General features: G+C 58.8%; 25 protein-coding genes. 4 read left to right on the forward strand and 21 right to left on the reverse strand.

Translation table 11 applies throughout. From position 1 onward, the window contains the following. Positions 1–94 precede the first annotated feature (94 nt). The 5 genes from ACLI1T_RS07350 to rpsB form a co-directional block, all read right to left on the reverse strand. Positions 95–973, reverse strand: coding sequence for a phosphatidate cytidylyltransferase (locus ACLI1T_RS07350; protein ID WP_411702309.1), 879 nt, complete (start codon positions 971–973; stop codon positions 95–97). Positions 974–1,097: 124 nt separating this feature from the next. Further along, positions 1,098–1,655 (reverse strand): ribosome recycling factor, encoded by a 558-nt coding sequence (frr, locus tag ACLI1T_RS07355; protein WP_023022888.1) that lies wholly within the window; start codon positions 1,653–1,655, stop codon positions 1,098–1,100. A 70-nt stretch (positions 1,656–1,725) separates the two neighbouring features. After that, positions 1,726–2,412 (reverse strand): UMP kinase, encoded by a 687-nt coding sequence (gene pyrH, locus ACLI1T_RS07360; RefSeq protein WP_051138368.1) that lies wholly within the window; start codon positions 2,410–2,412, stop codon positions 1,726–1,728. A 229-nt stretch (positions 2,413–2,641) separates the two neighbouring features. After that, the gene (gene tsf / locus ACLI1T_RS07365; RefSeq protein ID WP_284769594.1) at positions 2,642–3,454 is read right to left on the reverse strand and encodes a translation elongation factor Ts; all 813 of its coding nucleotides are present in this window, start codon (positions 3,452–3,454) and stop codon (positions 2,642–2,644) included. Between the two features lie 306 nt (positions 3,455–3,760). Beyond that, positions 3,761–4,594, reverse strand: a complete 834-nt coding sequence (gene rpsB, locus ACLI1T_RS07370; protein ID WP_005278684.1) for a 30S ribosomal protein S2 — start codon at positions 4,592–4,594, stop codon at positions 3,761–3,763. Between the two features lie 391 nt (positions 4,595–4,985). Here rpsB and ACLI1T_RS07375 point away from each other — a divergent pair, with 391 nt between their 5' ends. Beyond that, a complete protein-coding gene (locus tag ACLI1T_RS07375; RefSeq protein WP_411702310.1) occupies positions 4,986–5,507 on the forward strand; it encodes a M23 family metallopeptidase in 522 nt (173 codons plus the stop codon). 7 nt (positions 5,508–5,514) lie between these two features. Here ACLI1T_RS07375 and ACLI1T_RS07380 read toward each other — a convergent pair whose 3' ends face one another. The 15 genes from ACLI1T_RS07380 to rimM form a co-directional block, all read right to left on the reverse strand. Further along, positions 5,515–6,432, reverse strand: a complete 918-nt coding sequence (locus ACLI1T_RS07380; protein ID WP_023022897.1) for a tyrosine recombinase XerC — start codon at positions 6,430–6,432, stop codon at positions 5,515–5,517. Positions 6,433–6,454: 22 nt separating this feature from the next. Further along, a complete protein-coding gene (dprA, locus tag ACLI1T_RS07385) occupies positions 6,455–7,636 on the reverse strand; it encodes a DNA-processing protein DprA (RefSeq protein ID WP_349852731.1) in 1,182 nt (393 codons plus the stop codon). Beyond that, entirely contained in the window at positions 7,633–9,198 is a 1,566-nt protein-coding gene (locus tag ACLI1T_RS07390; RefSeq protein ID WP_411702311.1) for a YifB family Mg chelatase-like AAA ATPase, read from the reverse strand. Before ACLI1T_RS07390 ends, dprA begins: the two co-directional genes overlap by 4 nt. Then, positions 9,185–9,583 carry a YraN family protein gene (locus ACLI1T_RS07395; RefSeq protein ID WP_023022903.1) on the reverse strand — a complete coding sequence of 133 codons (399 nt, stop codon included), beginning with the start codon at positions 9,581–9,583 and terminating at the stop codon, positions 9,185–9,187. The genes ACLI1T_RS07390 and ACLI1T_RS07395 overlap by 14 nt, the downstream gene beginning before the upstream one ends. Before the next feature lie 182 nt (positions 9,584–9,765). Continuing rightward, on the reverse strand, positions 9,766–10,071 hold the full coding sequence (locus ACLI1T_RS07400) for a DUF2469 domain-containing protein (protein ID WP_005278666.1): 306 nt from the start codon (positions 10,069–10,071) through the stop codon (positions 9,766–9,768). A 62-nt stretch (positions 10,072–10,133) separates the two neighbouring features. Beyond that, on the reverse strand, positions 10,134–10,784 hold the full coding sequence (locus ACLI1T_RS07405) for a ribonuclease HII (protein WP_411703305.1): 651 nt from the start codon (positions 10,782–10,784) through the stop codon (positions 10,134–10,136). Continuing rightward, positions 10,762–11,499 (reverse strand): signal peptidase I, encoded by a 738-nt coding sequence (lepB, locus tag ACLI1T_RS07410; RefSeq protein WP_411702312.1) that lies wholly within the window; start codon positions 11,497–11,499, stop codon positions 10,762–10,764. Before lepB (ACLI1T_RS07410) ends, ACLI1T_RS07405 begins: the two co-directional genes overlap by 23 nt. Next, entirely contained in the window at positions 11,477–12,172 is a 696-nt protein-coding gene (gene lepB / locus ACLI1T_RS07415; protein ID WP_349852787.1) for a signal peptidase I, read from the reverse strand. Before lepB (ACLI1T_RS07415) ends, lepB (ACLI1T_RS07410) begins: the two co-directional genes overlap by 23 nt. Positions 12,173–12,416: 244 nt before the next feature. Beyond that, entirely contained in the window at positions 12,417–12,761 is a 345-nt protein-coding gene (gene rplS, locus ACLI1T_RS07420) for a 50S ribosomal protein L19 (RefSeq protein ID WP_005278655.1), read from the reverse strand. A 174-nt stretch (positions 12,762–12,935) separates the two neighbouring features. Continuing rightward, positions 12,936–15,143: a YhgE/Pip family protein gene (locus ACLI1T_RS07425; protein ID WP_411702313.1), complete on the reverse strand. Its 2,208-nt coding sequence runs from the start codon at positions 15,141–15,143 to the stop codon at positions 12,936–12,938. A gap of 254 nt (positions 15,144–15,397) precedes the next feature. After that, on the reverse strand, positions 15,398–17,722 hold the full coding sequence (locus ACLI1T_RS07430; RefSeq protein WP_411702314.1) for a Tex family protein: 2,325 nt from the start codon (positions 17,720–17,722) through the stop codon (positions 15,398–15,400). Between the two features lie 159 nt (positions 17,723–17,881). Further along, entirely contained in the window at positions 17,882–18,472 is a 591-nt protein-coding gene (locus ACLI1T_RS07435; RefSeq protein WP_023022915.1) for a hypothetical protein, read from the reverse strand. Positions 18,473–18,568: 96 nt separating this feature from the next. After that, positions 18,569–18,949 (reverse strand): hypothetical protein, encoded by a 381-nt coding sequence (locus tag ACLI1T_RS07440; protein WP_023022916.1) that lies wholly within the window; start codon positions 18,947–18,949, stop codon positions 18,569–18,571. Continuing rightward, the gene (trmD, locus tag ACLI1T_RS07445; RefSeq protein ID WP_411702315.1) at positions 18,949–19,839 is read right to left on the reverse strand and encodes a tRNA (guanosine(37)-N1)-methyltransferase TrmD; all 891 of its coding nucleotides are present in this window, start codon (positions 19,837–19,839) and stop codon (positions 18,949–18,951) included. Before trmD ends, ACLI1T_RS07440 begins: the two co-directional genes overlap by 1 nt. After that, on the reverse strand, positions 19,836–20,333 hold the full coding sequence (gene rimM, locus ACLI1T_RS07450) for a ribosome maturation factor RimM (RefSeq protein ID WP_023022920.1): 498 nt from the start codon (positions 20,331–20,333) through the stop codon (positions 19,836–19,838). The genes trmD and rimM overlap by 4 nt, the downstream gene beginning before the upstream one ends. 86 nt (positions 20,334–20,419) lie before the next feature. On the opposite strand from rimM, the gene ACLI1T_RS07455 reads away from it, so the two are divergent. Next, positions 20,420–20,845, forward strand: coding sequence for a cupin domain-containing protein (locus ACLI1T_RS07455; protein WP_051138367.1), 426 nt, complete (start codon positions 20,420–20,422; stop codon positions 20,843–20,845). 29 nt (positions 20,846–20,874) lie between these two features. Then, positions 20,875–21,573, forward strand: a complete 699-nt coding sequence (locus tag ACLI1T_RS07460; protein WP_034659129.1) for a TetR/AcrR family transcriptional regulator — start codon at positions 20,875–20,877, stop codon at positions 21,571–21,573. 151 nt (positions 21,574–21,724) lie between these two features. Here ACLI1T_RS07460 and rpsP read toward each other — a convergent pair whose 3' ends face one another. Continuing rightward, positions 21,725–22,222, reverse strand: coding sequence for a 30S ribosomal protein S16 (gene rpsP / locus ACLI1T_RS07465; protein WP_411702316.1), 498 nt, complete (start codon positions 22,220–22,222; stop codon positions 21,725–21,727). A 356-nt stretch (positions 22,223–22,578) separates the two neighbouring features. Between rpsP and ACLI1T_RS07470 the strand changes: the two genes are divergently transcribed. Further along, on the forward strand, positions 22,579–24,846 hold the full coding sequence (locus ACLI1T_RS07470; protein ID WP_349852724.1) for an acyltransferase family protein: 2,268 nt from the start codon (positions 22,579–22,581) through the stop codon (positions 24,844–24,846). Positions 24,847–24,866 lie beyond the last annotated feature (20 nt).

Genomic DNA, 24,866 nt, shown 5'->3' on the forward strand with positions numbered 1-24,866 from the left:
TAGGAACACCCCCCGAAATGTTATTTCGGTGACGCAGCGGGAAGCGGCGGTTTTATATTCAGCACCCTCTGACACGCGGTGGCCCCAGCTCGGATTAGACCGCAATGTTTGCCATAAAACTCATGGCCACCCAAGTAACCATGGCAGAGGGAAGCATGCCATCAAGGCGGTCCATAAGGCCGCCGTGTCCAGGGAGAATGTGGGACATGTCTTTAATGCCCAGCTCTCGTTTAAATTGCGATTCCACCAAGTCACCCAGCGAGGCGCAAATAACAAGGCCAAGGCCCATCAAGGCACCTACCCACGCCGAGTGGTGCAAGAGGAAGTGGACGGAAAGCGCCCCAACGATGATGCCGAAGGCGATGGAGCCGCAAAATCCCTCCCAGGATTTCTTCGGGCTCACGGCCGGTGCCATGGGGTGGGAACCAAACATGACGCCGACGACGTAGCCGCCTGTATCGGAGGCGACCACGCACAACATAAAGACCACGATGGAAGCGGCGCCGCTGGCCACCGGGGAAGAAATCAGCGACAGCATCGCTGCAAAGGTCGCAAACAGCGGAATCCACGTCAGCACGAAGATACCGACGGACATGTCCCGCAGGTAATTGATGGGTGGGCGATGCCGCCCGTTATGAAAAAGCCTGCCGAACATCAAAATGAGCACGGCGGTGACGTAGACGGCCACGAGGCCGGGCGCGCCAAGCGGCCAAGAAATCCACACCATGGCTTGGCCCAAAATGATTAACAGGGTGCGCGGGATATAGTACGAGTTCTCCCGCAAGCGGGTAAGGACTTCCCACATTGCCCCGCCGACCGCGACGGCTACCACCGCATACCAGGCCAAGGGGCCAGCCCAGACAGCGAGGACGACGAGGGCGCCAAGTCCCACGCCTACTCCAATAGCCGCCGGCAAGTCACGGCCGGGACCATTTTTCGGCTGCGGCAATCGGCGGTTCAAGGCGTCACTCACCGTGACCGGCTCCTTTCACTTGGCGTTGTATGCGCGTCGCGGGGCTTATCTATTTCCTATACAAAAATACTACGTATAGAAAAGCGCCGCCGGCCGATGTGGGCGCGGCGGCAGCGGAAAAGGCCTAGACCTCCATCAATTCGGATTCCTTGTTTTCCACTAGCTTGTCAACCTGATCGACGTAACCAGCGGTAATCTTTTCCATTTCCTTTTCTGCGGCAAGGACCTCATCCTCGCCCTCTTCGCCATCCTTTTGGAGCTTCTTCAGCTGCTCCATGGCCTTGCGGCGGATATTACGGATGGCAATCTTGCCGTCTTCGCCCTTGCTCTTGGCCAGCTTGACCATTTCCTTACGGCGCTCCTCGGTCAACTGCGGAACGGTCACACGCAGTACGTGGCCATCGTTGGTGGGGTTAACGCCCAGGTCCGAGTTGCGGATGGAGTTTTCAATCTCTTGGATCATGGACTGCTCGTATGGCTTGATGAGCAACATGCGCGGCTCTGGCACGGAGATGGTAGCCATCTGAGTAATCGGGGTCGGCGCACCGTAGTACTCCGCGATGAGCCCGTTGAACATCGCCGGGTTCGCGCGTCCGGTACGAATGGTCACCAGCTGCTCGCGGGTGTGCTCGACGGAAGCGGTCATGTGCTCTTCTGCTTCGAGCTGAATGTCATCGATCATGAGGCTGAATCATCCTTCAACGTTGAGGGGTAGCTGTATAAAAGGTAGCAGGTTCTGTGCCGTTTTAGAATTAGGACTGCACCAGCGTGCCGATAACCTGACCGCTGGCCGCGCGGGCGATATTCCCCTCTTCCAAGAGGTTGAAGACCAAAATCGGCATGTCATTGTCCATGCACAGGCTGAAGGCGGTTGCATCGGCGACCTTGAGGCCCTTTTCAATGACCTCGCGCGGAGTGATTTGGGTGTAGAGCTCCGCATCGGGGTTCGTGCGTGGGTCGTCGGAGTACACGCCATCAACGCCCTTGGCCAAGAAGAGGACATCGGCGCCAATTTCTAGTGCGCGCTGCGCGGCCGTAGTATCCGTGGAGAAGTACGGCATGCCCATGCCGGCACCGAAGATAACGACGCGGCCCTTCTCTAGGTGGCGGTCAGCGCGCAATGGCAGGTACGGCTCGGCGATTTGCGCCATGTTGATAGACGTTTGCACGCGGCAATCAACGCCCTTTTGCTTCAGGAAGTCCTGCAGGGCCAACGAGTTCATGACCGTGCCCAGCATTCCCATGTAGTCAGAGCGGGCGCGGTCCATGCCACGCTGCGAGAGCTCTGCACCGCGGAAGAAGTTGCCGCCGCCGATCACCACAGCGATTTCGATCCCCTGCTCAGCCACTTCGGCGATTTGGCGAGCTACGTTGTCGACAACGTCCGGATCAATTCCGACTTTGCCTCCGCCAAACATTTCGCCGCCGAGTTTCAGCATTACTCGTTTGTATCCGGTTCGCTTTTCGTCTGCAGAAGTCACGCCTTCATCGTCTCCTTTTGCGCGGGCTGATTTTATTTCTTTTCCATCTTACCCACACAGCCGCCGCTTCCCCACACCGCACCACAGGCCAGCAGCCACCCCTTCCCCACTGCCCCTAGACAGCAGAAAAGCCCACTGAGAGGGCGTACCTCCCGTGGGCTTTAAAGGCTAAAAAGCGGGCTTAGACTTAAGCGCCAACCTCGTAACGGACGAAGCCAGTAATGGTGGTGCCGGCCTCTTCTGCGACCTGCTTGACGGTCTTCTTGTTATCGGACAAGGAAGCCTGCTCCAGCAGAACAACGGACTTGTAGAAGCCGTTCAGGCGGCCTTCCACGATCTTTGGAAGCGCAGCCTCAGGCTTTCCCTCCTCGCGAGTGGTGGCCTCAGCGATGGAGCGCTCCTTCTCGACGATCTCTGCAGGAACGTCTTCGCGCTTCAGGTACTCAGCGTTCATTGCTGCAATCTGCAGTGCGGCAGCGTGTGCGCCTTCCTTGTTACCTTCGTAGGAAACCAAGACACCGACTGCAGGAGGCAGGTCAGCGGAGCGCTGGTGCAGGTAGACAGCAACGTTGTCGCCATCGACGGTGACTGCACGACGAGCCTGCAGCTTCTCACCGGTCTTTGCGGACTCCTGGTCAACGAACTCGGAGACCTTCTGGCCGTCGATCTCTACGTTGTTGAGTTCCTCCGGGGAATTAGCCTTGGCTGCGGCTGCAGCTTCAACAATCTTGTTGGCGAAGGACTGGAAGCCCTCGTTCTTTGCCACGAAGTCGGTCTCGCAGTTGATCTCAACCATGGTGTTGCCGGATACGGCAACGAGGCCCTCGGTAGCCTCACGGTCAGCGCGCTTGGACACGTTCTTCGCACCCTTGATGCGCAGGAATTCAACGGCCTTGTCGTAGTCGCCGCCGTTTTCTTCCAGGGCCTTCTTGCAATCGAGCATGCCGGAGCCAGTTGCTTCGCGCAGTGCCTTCACGTCTGCAGCAGTGTAGTTCGCCATAGTTAGGGCGATCCTCCTTGAAAATCAATCAGTGTTCGTTGAGACAGCGTAGCCGAAGAAGCGTTCTCGCGCCGTCTTTGGGTGGGGATATCTACCCCATTTTGCCTTCATCAATGCGGTCGTACGGAGGCTAATTTTAGCCGCCTCCAGCATAGATAAAAGTAACCCCCTACCGCCGTAGCACACGGTGGTAGGGGTTAGGTAAACAGCCTTGTACAGGAATTATTCCCTAGCTGCCCCACACCAAAATGTGCGTGGGGTATTCAATTAAGTGCAGTTAAGAAAGTATCCTCACAAGAGGCAGGCCTACTGTGCAGGCTTGTCTGCGGGTGCTTCCTCAGCCTTTTCTGCAGAAGCAGGATCGGATGCGGCCGCAGCAGCCTCAGCATCGCGCTGTTCCTTCTCTGCGGAATCGCCGGCAGCTTCCTTAGCAGCTGCAAGCTGGCGCTCCTCGCGAGCCTTCTTGCCCTCTTCGACGGCAGAAGCCACGATGCCGGACAGCAGCTTGGTGGAGCGGATTGCGTCATCGTTGCCCGGGATCGGGAAGTCAACGTCATCCGGGTCGCAGTTGGTGTCCAGAATGGCAACAACCGGGATGTTCAGCTTGTGAGCTTCCTTAACCGCGATGTGCTCCTTGTTGGTGTCAACAATCCACAGTGCGGACGGGGTCTTGGCCATCTCGGAGATGCCGCCCAGAACGCGCTCAAGCTTGGCGCGCTCGCGGTTGAGCATCAGAACTTCCTTCTTGGTGCGGCCCTTGTAGCCGTCCTCGCGCTCATCCATAGCCTGAAGTTCCTTCATGCGCTTCAGACGCTTAGACACGGTCTGGAAGTTGGTGAGCATGCCGCCCAACCAGCGGTGGTTGACATAGGGCATGCCGACGCGGGTTGCTTCTTCAGCAACTGCTTCCTGCGCCTGCTTCTTGGTGCCAACGAAAAGGATGGTGCCACCGTGAGCGACGGTTTCCTTAACGAACTCGTATGCCTCATCGATGTAGGTCAGCGTCTGCTGCAGGTCGATGATGTAAATACCGTTACGGTCGGTGAAGATGAAACGACGCATCTTCGGGTTCCAGCGACGGGTCTGGTGGCCAAAGTGCACACCAGCGTCGAGGAGCTCGCGCATGGTTACAACTGCCATGATTCGCTCGCTTTCTTTTAATTGTCTTTCGGTTTTCCAAATGTGCGGTGTTTTATTCCGCACCCTAGCAACGAAGGCCCTGCTAACACCTTGTTTCCAAGGACCACGTCAGCTGCCGGGCCGCCACACCCTTGATGCAGGATGCGACAACTTCGTCGCGCGTAGTCAATGCCTCCGTGATGATTACCACCCAGCGGACACACTGCTATAGAAGACAATAATCCCAGCCAGCTGGATTTTCCAAACCGAACGAGCACTTTTCCACAAGTTTCTCTGGGCGTTTCACCTCGATTGTCACTCGAGTTTCTTCCGCCCCACCGCTGCTAGTTTATCCACAGCCGGTCCACCCTTCGCCGGGCATTATTGACCGCAGCGCTCCACACTGTGCCCCATGCACCTATTGCCACGACCACGAAACACCGCCGCTTGCCGATGCCCCCTTATCCCCACCCTCGCCACCATCCTCACAGGTGCGCTGGTTCTACTGTGCGCGGCGCCCGCTGCCGCATACGTCGATCCCGCCTCGGGTAAACCGCGCCCGGTGCGAGTGCTGCGCGGGTTTGATAAGCCCGAGCATAAGTGGAGCGCGGGCCACCGAGGCGTCGATATGGCCCTAAGAATTGGCAGCCCAGTCGTCGCCGCCGAATCCGGCACCGTGGCTTTTGTCGGCACCGTTGCAGGAACTCCGGTGGTGTCGATTGACCATGCCGATGGCATTCGCACCACGTATCAACCCGTGCACGCGAGCGTTGCCCAAGGCCAAGCGGTGCACGAGGGCCAAACCATAGGCAAACTCGGCCACCCAGTAGACGGCACACCAGGGCTGCATTGGGGCGCGCGGATTGCCAAAGACAGCTACATCGACCCCTTAAGCCTGCTGGATATGCCGGTCATCCGGCTCAAGCCTTTATAAGAATCACTCAGGCCCGCGGGTGGGCCTGGGAATAGACCTGCTTTAGCCGCTTTGCGGAAACATGCGTATAAATCTGTGTGGTACTCAAAGACGAGTGACCCAGTAACTCTTGGACCACGCGCAAATCCGCGCCGCCTTCTAAGAGGTGTGTAGCCGCAAGGTGGCGCACCCCGTGAGGTGTTAGGCCGCTTGTGCCGGTAATCGTGGCAGCTTTGTCCACGATGCGCCGCACCTGGCGCTGGTCAATGCGCGCTCCCCTGCTGCCTACAAAGATGGCGCGGGTATCTCCTCGCGCCATTTCTTTGCGCCCGCCGTCTAACCACTGCTGCAGGGCATCGGTTGCGGCAGCGCCGAAGGGCACGACCCTTTGCTTATTTCCCTTACCGGTTACACGTGCGGTGGACCGCTTTAAGTCCACGTCTTCTATATCGAGGCGGACCAATTCCGCCACGCGCATTCCGGTGGCATAGAGCAACTCCAAAATGGCGCTATCGCGCTGAAAATGCGCTTCATCGACAGAAACCGCATTGCCCACAAGCTCTCCCGCCTGCTGCGGTGCCATCACCGTCGGGAGATGCTGGCCCACCTTCGGTGTTACCAATCGTGCCGCAACATCGCGGGTGAGGTAGCCTTCCCTTTCCGCCCAGGTAGAAAAGGCTTTAACTGAGGCAGTCCTGCGCGCCAGCGTTGCGCGCGCCTTTCCTTCTGCGACCGCGTTTCCTAGCCACTGGCGCAGGTTATTGAGGTTAAAATCCGCAAATGTATCGATGTCTTGGGCCAGGTTTTTTAAGTCCGCGCGGTAGCCACGCACCGTGGCCTCCGCACGGCCTTTGACATGGAGTTGGAAGTCCGCAAAGTCCTCGATTGCCTCGTCCATTTGCCTGACCGGGCCATGGGTTACTGCGGTCTTCCGTTTATCACTCATACCCCACGAGTTTACTTGCTTTTCAGCCCATCTCTAAGCGAACCCAGTTATTTCCTTCCCGTACGATCACACACATTTTCTCTAGGGCAAGCAATAAGTGGACGGTGAGGGGCAGGCGGAACCCCGCGTCCCGCGCAATATCTTCAGCAGTAGCCGGAGGGCTGCCCGGCGGCGGGGTCGCGTCAAAGACCCGTAGCTCATTCCGCGATAATCGCTGCGTTAAAGACGCCGCAAAATTCATTTCATACTGCGCCTCCGGATCAACCGTCCCGGCGCGGCCCACCAGGGCGCGGACTTCATCAGCGCTGGCGACCAACTGGGCCCGCCCGTCCTGGATGCGCTGGTGGCACCCGAGCGAACCGCTCGTCGTAATTGGTCCCGGCACCGCCATGGCAACGCGCCCCAAGGCTTCTGCCCAGTTGAGGGTATTAAGCGCGCCCGAGCGATATGCCGCTTCCATGACCACGATTCCTTGGCTTAGCGCCGCAACAAGGCGGTTGCGAATGAGGAAGCGATGCCGCTTGGGTGCAGTTTCTGGAGCGAATTCTGAGACGATGCAGCCATTATCGGCTATCTGGTCAAAGAGTCCGCCGTTGCGGGCCGGATAATTCTTATCGATCCCGCATGCGGCGACAGCAATAGTGCGACCCGCGTTGTGCAAGGCGGTCTCATGCGCCACGGTATCTACGCCCAAGGCGCCGCCGGAGACGATAGTCCATTCATGATTCACTAGGCCCGAGACCACGCTTTGGGTTGCTTGCCACCCGTAGCGCGAAATGGCGCGCGTGCCCACGATTCCAACGGCCTGCCCTACCTCGGGTTTCAGCGCTGAGCCGCGTACCCACAAGCTATGCGGAGGCACCGCTTGCTCATCGAACGTGGCCGGCGCGTCCGCGCCATTCTGGTAAAAGCCAAAGGCAGAAGAAAACGCCTCTGCTGGCCACTCCGGGCTATCGGCCGTAATCAAGCGCGCCCCAACGCGCTCTGCCGCAGCGAGATCTTCTTTTTGCCGCACCCAATCAAACCGCGAGGCGGTGCGTGCTAAAAGAGGCCCGATCCAATCGGCTCGGTGATAAATCCCGTGGGCAATCTCTTCTGCCGAACGATGTTCCAGCAAGGCCTGCAAGGAGGCAGACGGGCCCTCTACCACGCGATTGAGATATACCCATGTGGCAAGCGGCGTCGATAAATCAAGATCGCTCATGCCGAAATCCTCCCTACCGTTTGGCTCGAACGAAGGTCGAGGGCTTGGCCCACTTCCGCGAGATCGGGTGTGGAATTGCCGTGCAAATCCGCCAAGGTCCACGACACGCGCAGGACGCGGTCGATGCCGCGCTGTGAAATCTCGCCCTCGGCAAGGTAGGCAGACAACATGATCATGGCGGACTCGGAAGCCGGGCGGTGCCGGCGCAAATAGGACGAGGGCACGGCACCGTTAACGCGTGCCGGAATGCCGTCGGCTGCCCACCGCGCCCGGGCACGGTCGCGAGCCGCAGCGACCCGCTCGGCAATGGCGGCAGAGGATTCTTCGCCCTCCGCATTGATGGTGGCTGACTGTCCGGAGAGGGTGACCACCATGTCCAAGCGGTCGCGCAACGGCCCCGACAGATTCGATAGATAATTAAGCCGGTCATGCGGATTGCAGGTGCATTTAGAGGGATCTTCGGCGGCGCACCGACAGGGGTTGGCGGCCATAATCAGTTGGAATCGCGCCGGGTAGTCAATCTCCTGCTGCGCGCGTGCCAGGCGGACATGGCCTTCTTCCAAAGGCGCGCGCATTCCGTCGAGGACCGGGGCGCTTACCTCGCTGACTTCATCGAGGAAGAGCACCCCATTATGGGCCAGGCTTACCGCCCCTGGGCGAGGATGACCGCTTCCACCACCAAGGAGCGCTGCGCGGGTAACCGAGGAGTGCGGGGCGATGAAGGGCGCGTGGGAGACCACTTCACCGGGGGTCCCCGTGAGCGAGTGGACCGCGGTGGTTTCTACCATTTGGTCCAGGCTTAGCGCCGGAAGAATACTGGGCAGGCGCGAGGCGATCATGGATTTTCCCGAACCTGGTGGGCCAATCATCAACAGGTGGTGCCCACCGGCGGCGGCGACTTCCGCCGCCCACTTGGCATGGTGTTGTCCGGCTATATCGCAATAGTCGAGGCGTTCCTGTGCGGGCGCCGGTGCGGGTTGAGCAGAACAGCACTCGGCCGTGCGAGGCAGGTCGCGCTCTCCTAGCGCCCAGGCAAAGGCATCATAGAGCGTTTTTGCGACCAGCACATTCATATCGGGAACGAGGGTGACCTCGGCAGCATTGCCTGGCGGAATGACCAGCGTAGAAATGCCCTCCTCGCGGGCGGCAAGAAGCGCTGGGATAATGCCGGGTACTGCTCTAACCGTGCCGTCCAGTCCTAGTTCCCCGAGCACCAGGGTTTCTTCAAGGACCCGGCTGGGTGACTGCACGTAGCGCGTGTAGTCAGCGCCATGCTGTTCTACGTGGGCGGCAAGAATCGCAAGGGCCATGGGCAGATCAAAATGGGATCCTGATTTTGGGAGCGAGGCCGGCGACATGGACACAATCACCTTGGTTTTCGGCCATGGCAGGCGGGAATTCGCGGCGGCGGTCTTGATGCGGTCGCGGGATTCAGATATCGCGGTATCCGCATGCCCCACCACATGGATTCCGGGCAGGCCGTGCCCTACGTTGGCTTCGACATTGATGACGCGGGCGAGCACGCCGTGCAGGGAGACTGCTAAGCATTTACCGAGGGCCATCGTCGACCCCCGTAAAGTGCTCTAGTTCAAAACCCTCGCCTTTGACGACGAGAGCAATGACATCGAAGCGCACGGTGGCCAGTGGCTTGCCGTCTAGCCACTGGACGGCGGCCCTGCGCATGCGGGAAAGCTTGTGTGGAGTCACGGCCTCGGCTGTGCCAAAGCTCGCGGTAGAGCGGGTTTTCACCTCCACGAAGACGATCGTGCCATCGGGCTCGCGGGCGATAAGGTCGATTTCTCCCACTCGGTAGGAAACGTTGGCGGCGATAATATCGGATCCACGCTCGCGGAGGTAGCGCGCGGCGAATGATTCTCCCCGCTTGCCTAGTTCTTGCCTGTGCCGGGGGCGCTTCGTAGCGAGGTGTTTATCGGATGCAAATTGCATGTGCGGCCTCCTTTTCTTTCGTGCTGTTTGTGCTGCACGCACAGAACACCGCAGGATGCGGGCCGGCTACAAGCCCGAAAACCAGAAAACCGCCGCGGATGTGAATAACTTCGGCATGACGAAGAGTTATCCACAGCTGCGGCGGGATGAAGTGGGCGCCGAGTTGACAGGCGCCCAGTGCCCTAGTCCGGCATGATGAAATCTGGTTTGTCCAGTTCCTCGATATTGACGTCTTTGTAGGTAATGACGCGGACGTAGCGCACGAATCGGGCGGAACGGTACATATCCCATACCCAGGCATCGGACATGCGCACCTCGTAGTACACATCGGGCCCGGCGGTATGGGGAATCAGTTCTACGGCATTGGCCAGGTAAAAACGGCGTTCGGTTTCTACGACATAAGAAAACTGGCTGACGACATCGCGATATTCGCGGTAAAGGGACAGCTCTACCTCTGCCTCGTAGTTTTCGAGTTCCTCTGCACTCACTGTGGACCTCCAAAATATGGGATAGCTCGCCCTAGCTTAGCGCGCAGAAACCACAATTTTCGCTAGGCACGCGCAGTGAATTGGGCATGCGCGCGCTGCACATTGCTGTAGCTCATGCGGTGTTCTGGGCTCGCCCCCAAAGCGGCAATCGCGGCCTCGTGTGCCTTGGTTCCATAGCCCTTATGCCCAGCCAATCCATAACCTGGAAAGCGCTCGTCCAGATCCAGCATGAGGCGATCCCGGCTTACCTTGGCCAGCACGCTCGCCGCCGCGATGCACCGCGCGGCTGCGTCCCCGCCAATGATGGGCAGGTGAGGTTGGGTGAGGCCGGGGATAAAGAGGGCATCGGAAAGCACATAGCCCGGGCGCTTGTCCAGGCGCGCTACCGCCCGGCGCATGCCTGAGGTATTGGCGTGCTGGATGCCGCGCTTGTCGATGTCCCCCGCACCAATATGCACCACAGACCAGTCCACAGCCTTGTCTTTAATGATGGGAAAGAGTTTTTCGCGCTGGCGGGGCGTGAGCTTTTTGGAATCGGTTAAGGTATCCAATTCGCCCACGATGCGCTCGGGCAGGATGCAGGCGGCGATGGTGATGGGGCCGCAGCACGCACCGCGGCCGGCCTCATCCACCCCGGCGACGGGGCCGAGCCCCGCCCGAGCCAACGCCACTTCAAAGGTGCGCTGCTGCTTAAGCCGCCGCATCCTGGATATCCGGATCGTCGATGCCGCCAAAGCGCGATACGGGCAGGACCACGGCTTCTACCTTGCCGCGCACGTTGTCCACCGGCACGGTGCCTTGCAGGTGATCGCCTATGTGCGCGCGAGAATCCAGGGAATTGGTGCGGTTATCCCCCATGACCCACATATTGCCTTCTGGAACGGTAACGGGGCCAAAGTACTCGCCGCCACATGCCTGCGAGCCGGAGCCGGGATCGACCGGGATCTCGGGAGGATCCAACGTGAAGCTCTGGTCTATCGGTGCACCATCCACCATCACCGCGGAATCGCCCTCCTCGCACTTGACCGTCTGACCCTCGGTGGCGATAACGCGCTTGACCAGGATATTTTCCCCATTGGGCAAAAGCCCCACTGACGCCAAGGCGTTTTGGGCACCGCGCACCAGCACGTTATTGGAGCGCTGCACCTCAAATTCCGTATTCCAAGACTCAGGGCCTTCAAATACTACGACATCGCCCGGATCTGGGTCGTGGAAGTAATAGCTCATCTTCTGCACCGCGATGCGGTCATTATCGCAGCCCGTGCAGCCATGCAGCGTGGGTTCCATCGACGCGGAGGGAATGACATACATCCTGCCCACGAAAGCCTGCAATAAGACTAGGAGCACGAAGCCGCCTATGACCGGCGCAAGGAAATCGCGCGTGCGCAGGCGCTGTTGCTGTGGTTTAGCTTTGGATGTCTGGGTCATCGACCCCACCAATGCGGTTGAACGGCCAGAATACGAACTGTACCTTTCCGCGCACGTTATCTACGGGGATCGTGCCGTGGAAGTTATCGCCCATGTGGTAGCGCGAATCCGCGGACGCGGTGCGGTTATCCCCCATGACCCAGATATTATCCTCAGGCACCTTCACCGGGCCGAAGTACGGGCCGCCGCAGGCTTCCGATCCGGTCGACTCATCCACCGGATAGGTCGGCGGATCCTGTACGTAGTCTTGCTTGATGGGCTTGCCATCCACCATGACGGCCGGATCGCCTTCTTGGCAGGAAACCGTCTGCCCGCCGGTGGCGATAACGCGCTTGACCAGGGTATTTTCATCTGGCGGCGCCAAAGAGATAAAGCTCAGCGCATCCTGAATGCCGTGAATGACGGAATTGGATGAGCGCGGGGAGACGTAACTCCCGTTCCAGTCCTCGGTGCCCTTAAAGACCACGACATCGCCTGGCTCTGGGCCCTTATCACCGTAGTAGGAGACCTTTTCTGTAAAGATGCGGTCATTCGTGCATCCCTCACAGCCATGCAGCGTCGGCTCCATGGATCCTGAGGGAATCACGTATTGGCGGCCAATGAAGTTTTGGAATAGCCCCACGACCACCAACACGGAGACGACGACCACGAGAGTCTCCAGCCACCACGGCATTTGTTTTTTCTCCGTGGTTGCTTTCTCCGTGGCCGCTTCATTGCCCTGCGAGATGCTTTCGTTATTCACCCGTCAGATCCTAGCAACTGCATGCCCGCGATCCGGGTTGGCTCCCGTGCCTGCGGGGCGATTCACAGGAAATCGAAATGATTCGAGGGGTGCACAATAAAAATCTCCCTCCCTTTCCGGCACTGTGCATGCAGGAAAGGAAGGGAGATAGGCGGCGCCCAGGGCGGCGCTAGAACTAGCGACGCTCCTTGATGCGAGCCTTCTTGCCGCGCAGATCGCGCAGGTAGTACAGCTTCGCACGGCGAACGCGGCCGCGGCGGGAGACCTTGATGGACTCGAGGTTCGGGGAGTGAACCGGGAAGGTACGCTCTACGCCGATACCGAAGGAAACCTTACGCACGGTGAAGGTCTCGCGGATACCGGAGCCCTGACGGCGGATGCAGATGCCCTTGAAGAGCTGTGCACGCTCGTTGTTACCCTCAATAACCTTGACGTTGACGTCGAGGGTATCGCCGGGACGGAAGGACGGGATGTCGTCGCGCAGCTGTGCTGCATCGACCTTGTCGATAATGTTGGTCATACCAATATTCCTTTTCAGTTTGGGACAGAGGACCCTAGCGGCCGAAGGCCTAACCGGTTCGTGCCCGTTACATAGAACGATGGATTATCTTTCCATAGGAACCAGCCAATTCCAAATTCCTCTACTTCGCGAATTTACTACCCTACCTGGGGCGAGCCGGGCGCGCAGCACGCCTTAGGCAGGCATGGGCGAGCGGAGAATGGAGTGGTGCTCATCGAGGATCTTCGCCGTGCCTAGGTGCCGCGCCCGGAAAACCAAGTACGACGCCACCACGGCACCCACCGTGATACTAAAGAGGATGATAATCCCGCTCCAGAACGTTCCATCATGAATGCCGTCGGTGGCGCGGGTAAACGCGTCCTTGGCGTAAGACATCGGGTGGAAGGGGTGCAGCAGGCTCAGCGCGCGCGGAATCGCCACGACCGGCCACACCCCGCCAAAGACCATCACTCCCAGGGCGAAGGCGCCGACGGCAAAGATTGAACCGATCTTGCGCCCGAAGGTAACCATAAAGAACTGGTAGGTCGCCGCACCCACGGCGGAAATTGCTGCAAGTACGAGCGCGATCATGGACCAGCTTGCCGGCTGCCACCCCAGGGTGGAAGACATCAGGGCCATAAACGCCAGTATGAGGAAGTTCAGTCCGGTCAGCGCGGCAAAGGCGCCGAATATGCTGCGGGCTGGGCTGGTGACGCGGGCTCCCCGGCGCGCCAAGTAGTACGGCAGCGTCATCGCCAATAGCAGCATCACGAGGAAGCCGAATACGAGCACGAAGAGCATGGAGGCGCCGCCGGTAATATTCTTTTCGGTCGGGTCCGCTGGGTTGACCACCGTCTGCACGGGGTGGACATTGGATGCGGTGAAGATGATGGGCACCGCCATATTTTGCGCGGAATCCTCTGGGCGGGAAACGGTGGGGGCTTTAGCTGCGCCATCGGCAAGTTTTGTGGATAGTTCGCCGGAACCTTCCTTGAGGCGATCCATGCCGCCCGTCAACTCAGCTCCGCCTTCTGCCAGCCGGCCAGTGCCCTCCTTAAGCGAGCCCGTGCCATCGTGGAGGCGAGATGCGCCATCCTGCAGGCGGGACGCGCCGTCCTGCAGCTGCGCGGTACCGTCGCTGAGCTTGCCAACTCCGCCGCGCAGTTCCTTAATGCCATCGGACAAGCGGTGTGCCCCGCCATTTAGCGTGGTAAGGCCGCCCAGATATTCCGATTGCGGATCGGACAGGTTGTAGTGCAGCTGCCCGGTACCTGCAGAAAGCTTTTCCAGCTGGCTAACCATATTTCCACTCGCTGCGGGATCAAGCTTGGATACGAGCGAATAAAGCTGATCTGCTTGTTGGGTCATGCCGAGCCCGCGCAGAATGTCTACCAGCTGGGTAAGACCAGGCACCACGGCCTGGGCTTGTTTCAGCACGGGGATGAGCATGCCCGTGAGCTGATTGACACCGGCATCGATTTGGCCCGCACCATCGGCGAGGCGGCCGGTGCCGGCAAGGAGCTTATCGGAGCCCTCGGCAAGCTGGGTGGCACCGTCATCGAGGCGCGCGGCGCCATCGCTCAGCCGGCCTGCACCATCATTCAACTGGCCGACGCCATCATTGAGCCGCGTCGTTCCGTTGAGGAGCTCGGCCGTGCCGTTATTAAGCGTTCCCGCACCATTGTCGAGCTTATTGATTCCGTCAATCGCGCGCCCGCCGCCCTCTTGCAGCTTGCCGACGCCCTCATCGAGGCGTCCCGCGCCGTCCGCGGCATTGTTCAGGCCGTCGCTCAACTTAGTAAGCCCCTCGATGACCTGGTCAGCGTACTTTTTGGAAATGGCGTTTTCAACACTCGTCTGTACCTGCGGAATGAGGCTGGAGGAAATCACTGAGCCATTGGTGCCATAGTAGTCATTGGTAGCGAAGTTAATCTCCGGCTTTTCGGGCTTATCGCTGATGATGGTCACGGCCTGCTCGGAAAAGTTCTTCGGAATCGTCACCACCATCAAGTATTTGCCCTTGACCAGGCCCTCATCGCCTTCGTTCTTTTTGACCTCAGAAAAGTTGAGGTAATCGGTATCCAGCAGGCCCTCGACCACTTGGTCGCCATAGTTGGTGTGCTTGCCCTGCTTATCCACGCCCGCGTCTTCATTGACCACTGCGAGGTCAATATTGCGCATGTACTTGGACGGATCCCACATGGCCCACATCATGGTTCCGGCCACGATGATGGGCGCAACGAGGAAGAATACGATAAGCACCCGCGACAAAGCGCTGCGCGGGCGCCAATCCAGAAGGCGGTGCCAGCCCAGCACCCCCCGGCCCTTGTTCTCCTCGCCACTTATCGAAGGCATCTCTGCAGTGTCCCCAGCGCCTTGACCACTATCGGCCGCACGACTCATAGTTGTCTCCTTATGGCAGTAGTTCAGCGTCTCCCCTTGCCCATCTGCTCAGGAGTGCCTCGCTGAAATAGGAGAAGAAGGACGCCATTTACTTAGTTTTTCCACACTTACCATTAATAGGCGCGGGAGTCCGCATCGACTGCGACGTGGCGGTCATATTTTTCGGCGCGTGCGCGGTTGGCGGGGAAATTTCCCCACCGTCGCCTCAAGCAACTGCCCACCTTGCGGTGCTGGTAGGCCGCTGCACCGAGAAGTTAGAAGCCGGCCTTCTTCAGGGCATCGGCCATGGTCCCCTTGGCTGCCGGGCGCCCGCGGGAGCCTCCACGATCGGAGTTGCGGCCCCCCTTCTTCCCTGCTGCGCGCGAGGGCTTTTGACCGCCGCGCTTGCCGGATCCGCGCGGCGAATCGCCGCCGCGACGCTTCGGCGCAGGCTGGCCCGGTTCATCATCCAGCCGCAGCGACAGGCCAATGCGCTGGCGATCGACGTCAACCTCCATCACCTTAACCTTGACCACCTGGCCGGAGCGCACGACTTCATGGGGATCAGAAACAAACTGATGGCTCATGGCAGAGACATGGACAAGGCCGTCTTGATGCACGCCGACATCGACAAACGCACCAAAGGCCGCCACGTTGGTGACCGTTCCCTCCAAAACCATGCCGGGGTTAAGGTCAGAGACCTTATGTACGCCTTCTTTAAAGGTGGCGGTCTTAAACTCAGGGCGCGGATCGCGGCCGGGTTTATCCAATTCGGCGATGATATCGCTCACGGTAGGGATACCGAAGGTCTCGTCCGCAAAATCGGCGGGATCTAGCTTGTCTAGCACCCGGGTATTGCCAATGAGCTCTCCGATGCCCAGCCCCGTCTGCTCCGCAATCCTTGTCACGATGGGATAGGCCTCGGGGTGAACCGCCGACGCATCGAGCGGGTCCGCTCCCCCATTAATGCGCAGGAAGCCGGCGGATTGTTCAAAAGCCTTCGGGCCTAAGCGCGGCACCTTCTTCAGCTCCTTGCGGGTAGCGAAAGAGCCATTGTCATTGCGGTAGGCCACGATATTGGCGGCAATGGTGGGGTTGACGCCCGCCACGCGCTCCAATAGCGGCGCCGAGGCCGTATTGAGGTCGACGCCGACGCCATTGACGGCGCTTTCTACCACGCCATCCAACGTCCGGGCCAGCGACGTCTGGTTCACATCGTGCTGATACTGGCCCACTCCGATGGCCTTAGGATCGATTTTCACCAGCTCTGCCAGCGGATCCTGCAGGCGCCGGGCAATGGAGACTGCCCCGCGCAGCGAGACATCCATATCGGGGAATTCCTCCGCCGCCAGCTGCGATGCGGAGTAGACCGATGCGCCGGATTCGGAGACCACGACGGGCGTCGGCCGCTGACCGCCAGCTTGTTTGAGCAGGTCAGCAATCTCGTGCGCGAGCTTTTCTGTTTCCCTGGAGGCAGTGCCATTGCCGATGGCCATAAGGTCAACCGAGTGCCGCGCGCACAGCGTGGACAGGTCTTGCACCGCCTGCGACCACTGGTTTTGCGGCTGATGTGGATAGACAATGGTGGTATCGAGCACCTTGCCCGTTTTATCCACCACGGCGCATTTGGTGCCGTTGCGGTAGCCCGGATCGAGGCCAATGGTGGCGCGCTGGCCCGCGGGAGCGGCAAGCAGCACGTCGCGCAGGTTCGTGGCAAAGACCTTGAGCGCGCCTTCTTCTGCTACCTCTTTCAAGCGCATGCGCACATCCAAGCTGGAGGAAACATACAACTTGGTGCGCCATCCCCAGTGCACGGCATTATCCAGCCACGCGGAGCTGCGATCTAGCTCGAACCGATCCGCAATCAGGTCCTCGTAGTCGGCATCGTCACCCGCATCGAGGTGCAACTGCAGCACTCCCTCATTCTCCCCGCGCAGGAGCGCCAGAATGCGGTGGGAAGGCAGCGAAGAAAAAGGTTCGTTGAAGTCGAAGTAATCCTTGAACTTCGCCCCCTCGGCTTCCTTTCCTTCCACAACCTGCGCCTGCATGGAGCCCTGGTTAAACATGCGCTCGCGCACGCCACCGACCAAGTCCGCATCGAGCGCGAACCGATCGATGAGAATGGAGCGCGCACCCTCCAGTGCCTTCTTGGTATCCGCGAAACCTTCCGTGAGATAACCTAGCGCCAGTTCCTCCGGCTGGGCTTTCGGCTGCGCAATCAATGTGTCGGTCAGCTCCTCCAAGCCGGCTTCCCGCGCGATATCCGCCTTTGTCTTGCGCCGCTTCTTATACGGCAGATACAAATCCTCAAGCCGCGCCTTGGTATCGCAGGCGAGGATCTGGCTACGCAGGTCATCGCTAAGTTTGCCCTGCTCTTCAATGGCGGCAAGGATCGTCTCTTTACGCTCTTCCAGCTCGCGCAGGTAGGTGGCCCGCTCTTCGATAGTGCGCAGTTGCGCGTCATCCAAACCACCCGTGGCCTCCTTGCGATAGCGCGCAATGAAAGGCACCGTATTTCCCTCCGCCAGAAGCCTTAGCGCCGTCGAAACCTGGGTTTCTTGAGCGCCAATCTCCGCCGCGATGGTAGCCGCAATATTCACGTAGGTTCCTCACACTTCCATTTCAAAGCTTGGTATGGGACCCACCCAATTTACCGCATGCGTTTTCCGCCGCCCCAGACGGCCAGTGCGGGGCACATAAAAATCCTCTTCTTCCCGCACGCTGAAAGCAGGAAGAAGAGGAATGAAACACGCCCCAATTTAGTGGATGACTACCCGGGCTCTATCGCCACCGGAGCAGCTCACCCGCGAGGAATTACCGGAGCAATACATCGTATAGGTACCGCCGGTCTGCGGTGAATAGACGCTCAAGGTGGCATCCGTTCCGCCACCGGCCACCCAATTATTCATGAAAGCGTTGTAGACGTTTTTAGCAAAAGGTGCTGACGTTGGGCCCGTAGCGTAATAACTCGTGTAGTCGCCCCACGAGTGCCCATTGCCACTACTTTCGGGTGCCTGTGCCGGGGCAGGCGCGGGTGCCTGCTCGGTCTTGGTCACGGTAGCTTCACTATCTGACGACTTCTCGTCGTCCTTGTCATCAGCCTTTGAGGAATCAGCCTTTTGCTGGAATTGGGTTTCCTGCGCGGTAGTGCTGGAATTATCCTTATTTCCGGTCACGAAAAAGACGGTCGCAGCGGCAATAGCAAGGAGTGCCACAACTCCCAAAATGATCGCCGCAATCATGGCGCCATTCCCGCCGCGGCTCTGATCAGGCTGAGAATACCCAGGGTACTGGCCATATTGTGGCTGTTGGTTATATCCGCCAAAATCATTTCCATTGGGAGAAGTCATGCGAGAAATCCTTGGAGAGCAAGTAAAACTGCGAGTGTGTGCTGCCCTTACAGTAGCACTACCCAGCACTAATACAAGTATTTCAGGAAATTTTCCTTAATTTTCTTCACTGGTATCTGCGCGCCATACCGGCTCAACCGACCACGCAAATTCGGTATGCCCAATTTCTGTACTCCCCAACCACGACGCTGTGGGTGGCAGGCACTCAGCCACCATGGGTGCGACGGAAGGCAGGGGCGCGGCAGTATCGCCATTGACGATAACCCGCCACAACGGCGTCCCATCCGCTGCGGTTCCATTGCTGAGTTCATATTCCTGGGCCAACGGGCTATCTGCCGGCGGCGACGGAGCAACCACTGTGGCAAAAATATTTACCGGCATAAAACCTGCATCGCGCAATTTCTCTGGCATGCCTGCCTGGCTTTCTTCCCATTCTTCCCGGGGCATCAGCACAGAAAGATCCACACTCACCTGCATTACTGTGCCTTGCCTTCAGATTCACGCTCGCGCAATTGCGCTAAATAAGCCTTATCCGCCTTGCTCAATTCCACTTGGTCCAATAACTCTGGGCGGCGCTGCCACGTTCGCTCCAACGCTTGTTCTCGGCGCCACCGGTCTACCAGCCCATGATTTCCAGAGATCAATACCTCCGGCACCGCAAGCCCGCGCCACTCGCGCGGTTTGGTATAGCTTGGCCCCTCCAATAGGCCATCAGAAAAGGAATCCTCTTCATGCGAGCGCTTATTGCCCAATACCCCGGGGATGAGGCGGACTACGGCTTCTGCTATCACCAATACGGCAACCTCTCCGCCAATGAGCACATAATCCCCGATGGATACTTCCCGAACGCGGTAGCGCTTCTTCGCATCTTCCACCACGCGCTGGTCGATGCCCTCGTAACGCCCACAGGCAAAAACAATATGTTCCTCGGTGGACCATGCCCGCGCATCCGCTTGGGTCAACGGCGCCCCAGCCGGGGTGGGAACGAGAAGCAGCGGAAGATCGCCATCTTCACTGTCGCTCCCTCGATCATCGTGCGCCGCATCGGCGCCATACGCCCGAGCTTCGACACCCTCTAATTCATCATGGCGAGGGCGGTTGAGGTGCGGCAGGGAGGAATCAAGGGTGGGGGCGGTGGTCCCGAGTGCGACATCGTCAAGCGCAGGCCCCCATACCTCGGGTTTCATGACCATGCCTGGGCCGCCGCCAAAAGGCGAGTCATCGACCGATTTATGCGCATCCGTGGCCCACTGACGCAGATCGTGCACGCCCACCTCGAGGCGGCCCTGCTCGATGGCCTTGCCTAAAAGGGCATGGCGCAACGGCTGCAGGTATTCCGGAAAGATGGTCACCACATCGAGCCTCATAGATCCAACAGCCCTTCTGGGGGTTGGATGGTGCACGAGCCGGCTTCCAAGTCCACTTCGGGGACGATGGCATGAACAAAGGGCACCAGGGCGGTGCTGCCCGAAGACAACTCAACCTCCAGGAGGTCTTGGCTAGGACCGTGTACGACGGAAGCCACAGCGCCGATATCTTCTCCATCGTGGATTACGCGCAGGCCTTCAAGCTCGTGGTCATAAAAGCCCTCGCCATCATCCTCTAATGGGGCAGCGAAAAATTGTGTGCCACGCAGGCTTTCCGCCTGGGTGCGATCGGCAATTTCCTTGCACGTCACCAAAAGCCTGCCCTTGTGGCTGCGCACCGCAGAGATGGTCAATTCGTGTTCCTTGCGGCCCTGCCTTCCCTGCAGTTTTTCTCCCACCGCAAAGCGCACCTCGGGCTCATCGGTGGTGGGCTCTACCACCACTTCTCCCTTGATCCCATGCGACTTTATGACGCGCCCAATCATCAATTCCATGGCGCAGAGTTTACCGCATACACCCAGTTGCTCTTATTTCCTGCCACACTCCCCACAACCTCGCTCTTAGGCATTACGCTTGAAGCATGAACGACTCTCCCCACCCGTCTTCCGATCCACGCAGTGCACATCAGGAGGCACCGCACTCACCTTTGATCGACCTGGATCTGGTGGCTTTGGCACCTCCCACCGATCCTGAACGCGAGCGCCCTGGGGTCAAGCGAGTCTTGAACGGAGAGCGCGCAAACCTCATCCTTTTCAGTTTCTCCCCCGGTCAAACCTTGCCGGATCACAAAGCCGCCCACCCGATAACCGTGCAGGCGATACGCGGAGAAGTAAATTTCACCTGCGGGGAGAAGACGGTCACACTAGCCCCAGGTAACATTGTGCACTTACCGGCCTATATAGTGCATAGCGTTGCCGCACCCCTACCGGATGTGAACTCGGACTCACCCACAGAGCAGCCGGACAGGCAACCTGCACTAATGCTTTTAACGATGCTTACAGGCTAATTGGAATTCACACACCGTTAGGACAGATTTTGGATACAACGCAGTCTCATAACAAGCCCTATCACCACGGAAACCTCCACGACGAGCTGCTACGGATCGCCGTGCAATTAGGCAAGGAAAAAGGCCCAGAGGCTATTACCATCCGCGCCATCACCCGCGCGGCAGGAGTGTCCCCTACCTCGGCCTACCGGCACTTTAAGGATCAGGAGGAACTGCACGATAAGGTAGCCGAGCTAGCTACCGATGAGCTCGTGCGCCGCCTTCACCGCACCACCGATGAAGTTGGCGACCTCGCCTTCCCCGTTCACCTCGTGCAGATCGGGTATGCCTACCTCGATTTTGCCCTAGATGAAACGAATTTCTTCCGTTGTATGCTGGAATGGAAGGCACTGCGCTTTATGCTCGGCGTGGACCCCTCGACTCCCGATGATCCAAAAAGCGAACACCTGAATCTGATTCAGCGCTACTTCGATCTCTTGGTCCGCCATGCCCAGGCCCTAGGCCAAACGCCTGATAAAGAATATTTCCTACACAATAGCTTGCTGTCGTGGTCCGCCGTCCACGGGTTTACCGTGCTTGCCATTGACGGGCCCCTGTCAAAACTGCCGCGTGAGGAAATCTATAAGCTGTTCAAACCCGTCGTCGCAGGCAGCTTGCGAGGGATGGATTTTAAAGATCCGGGCGATGTATACGCCAATTACCCCGAATTGCGGCCACGCAGTGAATAGCGCTAGCCACTAGCCTTGGTGATGGACGCGCGCTGGCCGAGCGCGCAAAATCCCCCACTCGTTATCGCGCATAAATGCAACGATATCGGGTGGGGGATGAAGTTTATGCACAGCGGCCCTAATTAGTGAAGGGCGCTAGAGAACGAGCAGATTACTCTGCGGACTCCTCAGCATCTTCTGCATCAGCGTCTGCCTCGCCGGCAGCAGCAGCGGCAGCCTCAGCTGCAGCAGCCTCTTCAGCTTCCTTCTTCTTCTTAGCTTCTTCCTTGGCCTTCTTCTCGGTGATGGCCTCGATGGTTGGGCCGTTATTAGCCTCAGACAATGCCTCGTTGAAGATGTCCAGCTTGGACTTCTTCTCTTCGGCAACCTTCAAGGTGCCTTCTGCGCCCGGCAGGCCCTTGTGCTTCTGCCAGTCACCGGTGACCTTCAGTAGTGCCAAGACAGGCTCGGTAGGCTGTGCGCCAACGGACAGCCAGTGCTGTGCGCGCTCGGAGTCGATCTTGATGAGGGAAGGCTCTTCCTTCGGGTGGTAGATGCCAATGTTCTCGATGACCTTGCCGCTGCGGCGGGTACGAGCATCAGCGATAACTACGCGGTATTCAGCGGCGCGGATCTTACCTACGCGCTGCAGTTTAATTTTGACAGCCATGATGGCTCCTTTTCTAGTCACTGGGCAGTTCAGACACGCGCTGTTTAGCACGCCGGTTCAACCCTTGGATTTTATCTGCGCGTGACGTACCGGCCGACCGTAGACGGGAACGGTGTTACGCAGAATGAAACGTCTCATTATCATCAGCAGTTCGCACTACTGCGATAACCCGAACCATTTTAGCGTGTGCAGGCAGTATTTTAAAATCTCCGCGTCTCCCGCGTTTTACCTTGCCCCGTTATGCCTTCGAGACCTTTAAAGAGTACCCTTATTAGCCGAATGTAAACCTTTGCCCCAGAAGGCTTTGAAATACGCCGCGTTTGTTTCCCGTGAACAAGCGCACGAAATGACGTTTTATGACAAATGATTCTCCACGCAACTTTCGATACCGCTATGACCTCGATGGTCTGCGCGGTATCGCAATTGGCCTCGTAGTTATCTACCACGTCTTTGTCGGTCGCGTATCTGGCGGCGTGGATGTCTTCTTACTGCTTTCCGGTTATTTCTTCCTAGGCTCACAGCTGCGCTATGCCGGCAAGCCCAACGCCTCCTTGAACCCATGGTGGCCAATCTGGCGCACGTTGCGCCGCTTGGTACCAAGCCTCGTCCTAGTCATCGGTGTGACGTATATATTGGTGCGCCTTTGCACGCCGCAGCTCATGCGCACTGAATTTACCCAGCAAATTACGGCAACCATGCTGTACTACCAGAACTGGGAACTGGCGCGCCAAAACGCTGACTACACTGCGGCCGCCGCCGATACTTCCCCGCTGCAGCATATGTGGTCAATGTCCGTGCAGGGCCAGTTCTACCTGATGGGCATTGCCTTTGCCCTCATCCTGGCCGCGATTATGAAATGGCGTCCGCAGCAATCTTCGCTGCGGACCAGCCGCTTCCCCACGGTCAACCAAATCGCCGGCCCCATTCTCATCGTGGTGACCATCGTGTCCTTTGCCTATGCCTCGCGCCATGGGCTGCACGGAACGCCAGAAAACTACTACTCCACGTGGTCGCGTGCCTGGGAGTTGACCCTCGGTGCGGTTCTAGCCATCTACGGTTCCGCATGGAAAATCCCTGCACGTTTTTATGACCTGTTTACCGGCCTTGGCCTTTTCATGCTGGTCTTTACCGGCGCCATCATCGCAGAGACCACCGCCTACCCAGGACCGCTCTCGCTTTTGCCTTTGGGCGGTGCCGTGCTCATCATTTTGGGCGGTGGCGGCAAGATCTCCAAGGCCATGGCCTCTAAGAAGGCGCGCTGGCTAGGCGATGTCGCCTATCCGCTGTACCTTTGGCACTGGCCGCTGCTTATTCTGTCCACCTCGTACTTGGGTCAGCAGACCCCGTCGTGGTGGCTGGGCATCATTATCATCGCCATCTCCCTGCTGCTTGCAGATATCACGCATCGCTTCATCGAACGCCCCCTGCGCCAGCACCGCAAGCGACCCTTGGCAGAGGACCTTCCGGCCCACAAGGCGGTCTCTAGTCTGTCCACCCGTGCCGGTGCCGGTCGAGCCATCGGCGGTGTCGTAGTGGCCAGCTGCGTCGCGGCGCTGCTTCTCATTCAGCCGCTGTGGCTGCGCACCATTAATAATGCTGACGCGGAAATGCTCAATCCCCAGCAATATCCCGGAGCCACGACATTCATTAATGACATCACCCCGCCGGACGGAGTAGAAATCAAACCAGATCCCATCGTAGCCGGGGGCATTGAGCCGCCGGTTGCTGCAAACTGGTGCTTCGTGCCCGATACTCAGCCCGCTGATTTCTTCTTTGAGACGCGCAGGGACGGCAAGACCCCTTGCATTTTCGGCGATACTACCGCGGAAAAAGAAGTCTATCTGGTGGGAGGATCCCACGCAGAACAATATTCTTCTGCCCTCGACCGCCTCGGCCGAGAGATGGGTTTCAAGCTGGTTCCCCTCTTGCGCCAAGGTTGCCCCATCGAGCTTGGCGATGACGTCACGGTCAGCCCAGAGTGCGCCGAGTGGGGTGAACTGGTCATGGACCGCATTGCCGAAGCTCAGCCAGAGTTGGTTATCTCCAATACCACCCGCCCGCAAAACGAGTTTGGGCATGGCCCCGACGCGGTGCCCGCCGGCTACCAAGCCTTCTGGGATGAGCTGTCCAAGCGCGATATCCCCTTCCTGGGTTTCCGCGATAACCCGTGGGGATTCGATGAGGACGGGGAGCCGCGCGAATTCGATGAGTGCTACGTTGCCACTGAAGACGCTGTGGGCTGCGGCATGCGGTTTGAGGAGGTTTACCAACCTTACGATCCAGGTGCCGTTGTTCTATCGCAGTACGAAAACATGCTGTCACTCGATACCGCGCCGTGGTTCTGCGATGCTAATGGCGATTGCCCGGTCATCATCGGCAACACCATGGTCTACCGCGATATGCACCACATCACCAATGCCTTTGCGGATTCCGCGATGCCGATGATCCGAGAAGCCCTCACCCCCTTCTTGAACGGCGAAAAAGTCCAGCAAGAGGCGCCAGAAATCTCCCCTGAAGAGGCGGAGGCAGCACTAGAGGAATCGCCAGCTTCCCCCACCACCGGTGGCACGCGGCGCGCCAACCCAGTGCCGTACCCCAATACCCCGGAAAACGATCCAGTTTAAACGCTCCCCCGCGACGACAC

The sequence above is a fragment of the Corynebacterium tuingiense genome (genome assembly GCF_046718165.1).
In the GTDB taxonomy this organism is placed as follows: Bacteria; Actinomycetota; Actinomycetes; order Mycobacteriales; family Mycobacteriaceae; genus Corynebacterium.

What these genes read in the sequence shown, in the direction of transcription:
- frr (WP_023022888.1), bottom strand. Translation starts at nt 1,655, where the DNA reads ATGATCGATGACATTCAGCTCGAAGCAGAAGAGCACATGACCGCTTCC.
- pyrH (WP_051138368.1), bottom strand. Translation starts at nt 2,412, where the DNA reads ATGCTGAAACTCGGCGGCGAAATGTTTGGCGGAGGCAAAGTCGGAATT.
- tsf (WP_284769594.1), bottom strand. Translation starts at nt 3,454, where the DNA reads ATGGCGAACTACACTGCTGCAGACGTGAAGGCACTGCGCGAAGCAACT.
- rpsB (WP_005278684.1), bottom strand. Translation starts at nt 4,594, where the DNA reads ATGGCAGTTGTAACCATGCGCGAGCTCCTCGACGCTGGTGTGCACTTT.
- ACLI1T_RS07375 (WP_411702310.1), top strand. Translation starts at nt 4,986, where the DNA reads ATGCACCTATTGCCACGACCACGAAACACCGCCGCTTGCCGATGCCCC.
- ACLI1T_RS07380 (WP_023022897.1), bottom strand. Translation starts at nt 6,432, where the DNA reads ATGAGTGATAAACGGAAGACCGCAGTAACCCATGGCCCGGTCAGGCAA.
- dprA (WP_349852731.1), bottom strand. Translation starts at nt 7,636, where the DNA reads ATGAGCGATCTTGATTTATCGACGCCGCTTGCCACATGGGTATATCTC.
- ACLI1T_RS07390 (WP_411702311.1), bottom strand. Translation starts at nt 9,198, where the DNA reads ATGGCCCTCGGTAAATGCTTAGCAGTCTCCCTGCACGGCGTGCTCGCC.
- ACLI1T_RS07395 (WP_023022903.1), bottom strand. Translation starts at nt 9,583, where the DNA reads ATGCAATTTGCATCCGATAAACACCTCGCTACGAAGCGCCCCCGGCAC.
- lepB (WP_411702312.1), bottom strand. Translation starts at nt 11,499, where the DNA reads ATGACCCAGACATCCAAAGCTAAACCACAGCAACAGCGCCTGCGCACG.
- lepB (WP_349852787.1), bottom strand. Translation starts at nt 12,172, where the DNA reads ATGCCGTGGTGGCTGGAGACTCTCGTGGTCGTCGTCTCCGTGTTGGTG.
- rplS (WP_005278655.1), bottom strand. Translation starts at nt 12,761, where the DNA reads ATGACCAACATTATCGACAAGGTCGATGCAGCACAGCTGCGCGACGAC.
- ACLI1T_RS07425 (WP_411702313.1), bottom strand. Translation starts at nt 15,143, where the DNA reads ATGAGTCGTGCGGCCGATAGTGGTCAAGGCGCTGGGGACACTGCAGAG.
- ACLI1T_RS07435 (WP_023022915.1), bottom strand. Translation starts at nt 18,472, where the DNA reads ATGACTTCTCCCAATGGAAATGATTTTGGCGGATATAACCAACAGCCA.
- ACLI1T_RS07440 (WP_023022916.1), bottom strand. Translation starts at nt 18,949, where the DNA reads ATGCAGGTGAGTGTGGATCTTTCTGTGCTGATGCCCCGGGAAGAATGG.
- trmD (WP_411702315.1), bottom strand. Translation starts at nt 19,839, where the DNA reads ATGAGGCTCGATGTGGTGACCATCTTTCCGGAATACCTGCAGCCGTTG.
- rimM (WP_023022920.1), bottom strand. Translation starts at nt 20,333, where the DNA reads ATGGAATTGATGATTGGGCGCGTCATAAAGTCGCATGGGATCAAGGGA.
- ACLI1T_RS07455 (WP_051138367.1), top strand. Translation starts at nt 20,420, where the DNA reads ATGAACGACTCTCCCCACCCGTCTTCCGATCCACGCAGTGCACATCAG.
- rpsP (WP_411702316.1), bottom strand. Translation starts at nt 22,222, where the DNA reads ATGGCTGTCAAAATTAAACTGCAGCGCGTAGGTAAGATCCGCGCCGCT.
- ACLI1T_RS07470 (WP_349852724.1), top strand. Translation starts at nt 22,579, where the DNA reads ATGACAAATGATTCTCCACGCAACTTTCGATACCGCTATGACCTCGAT.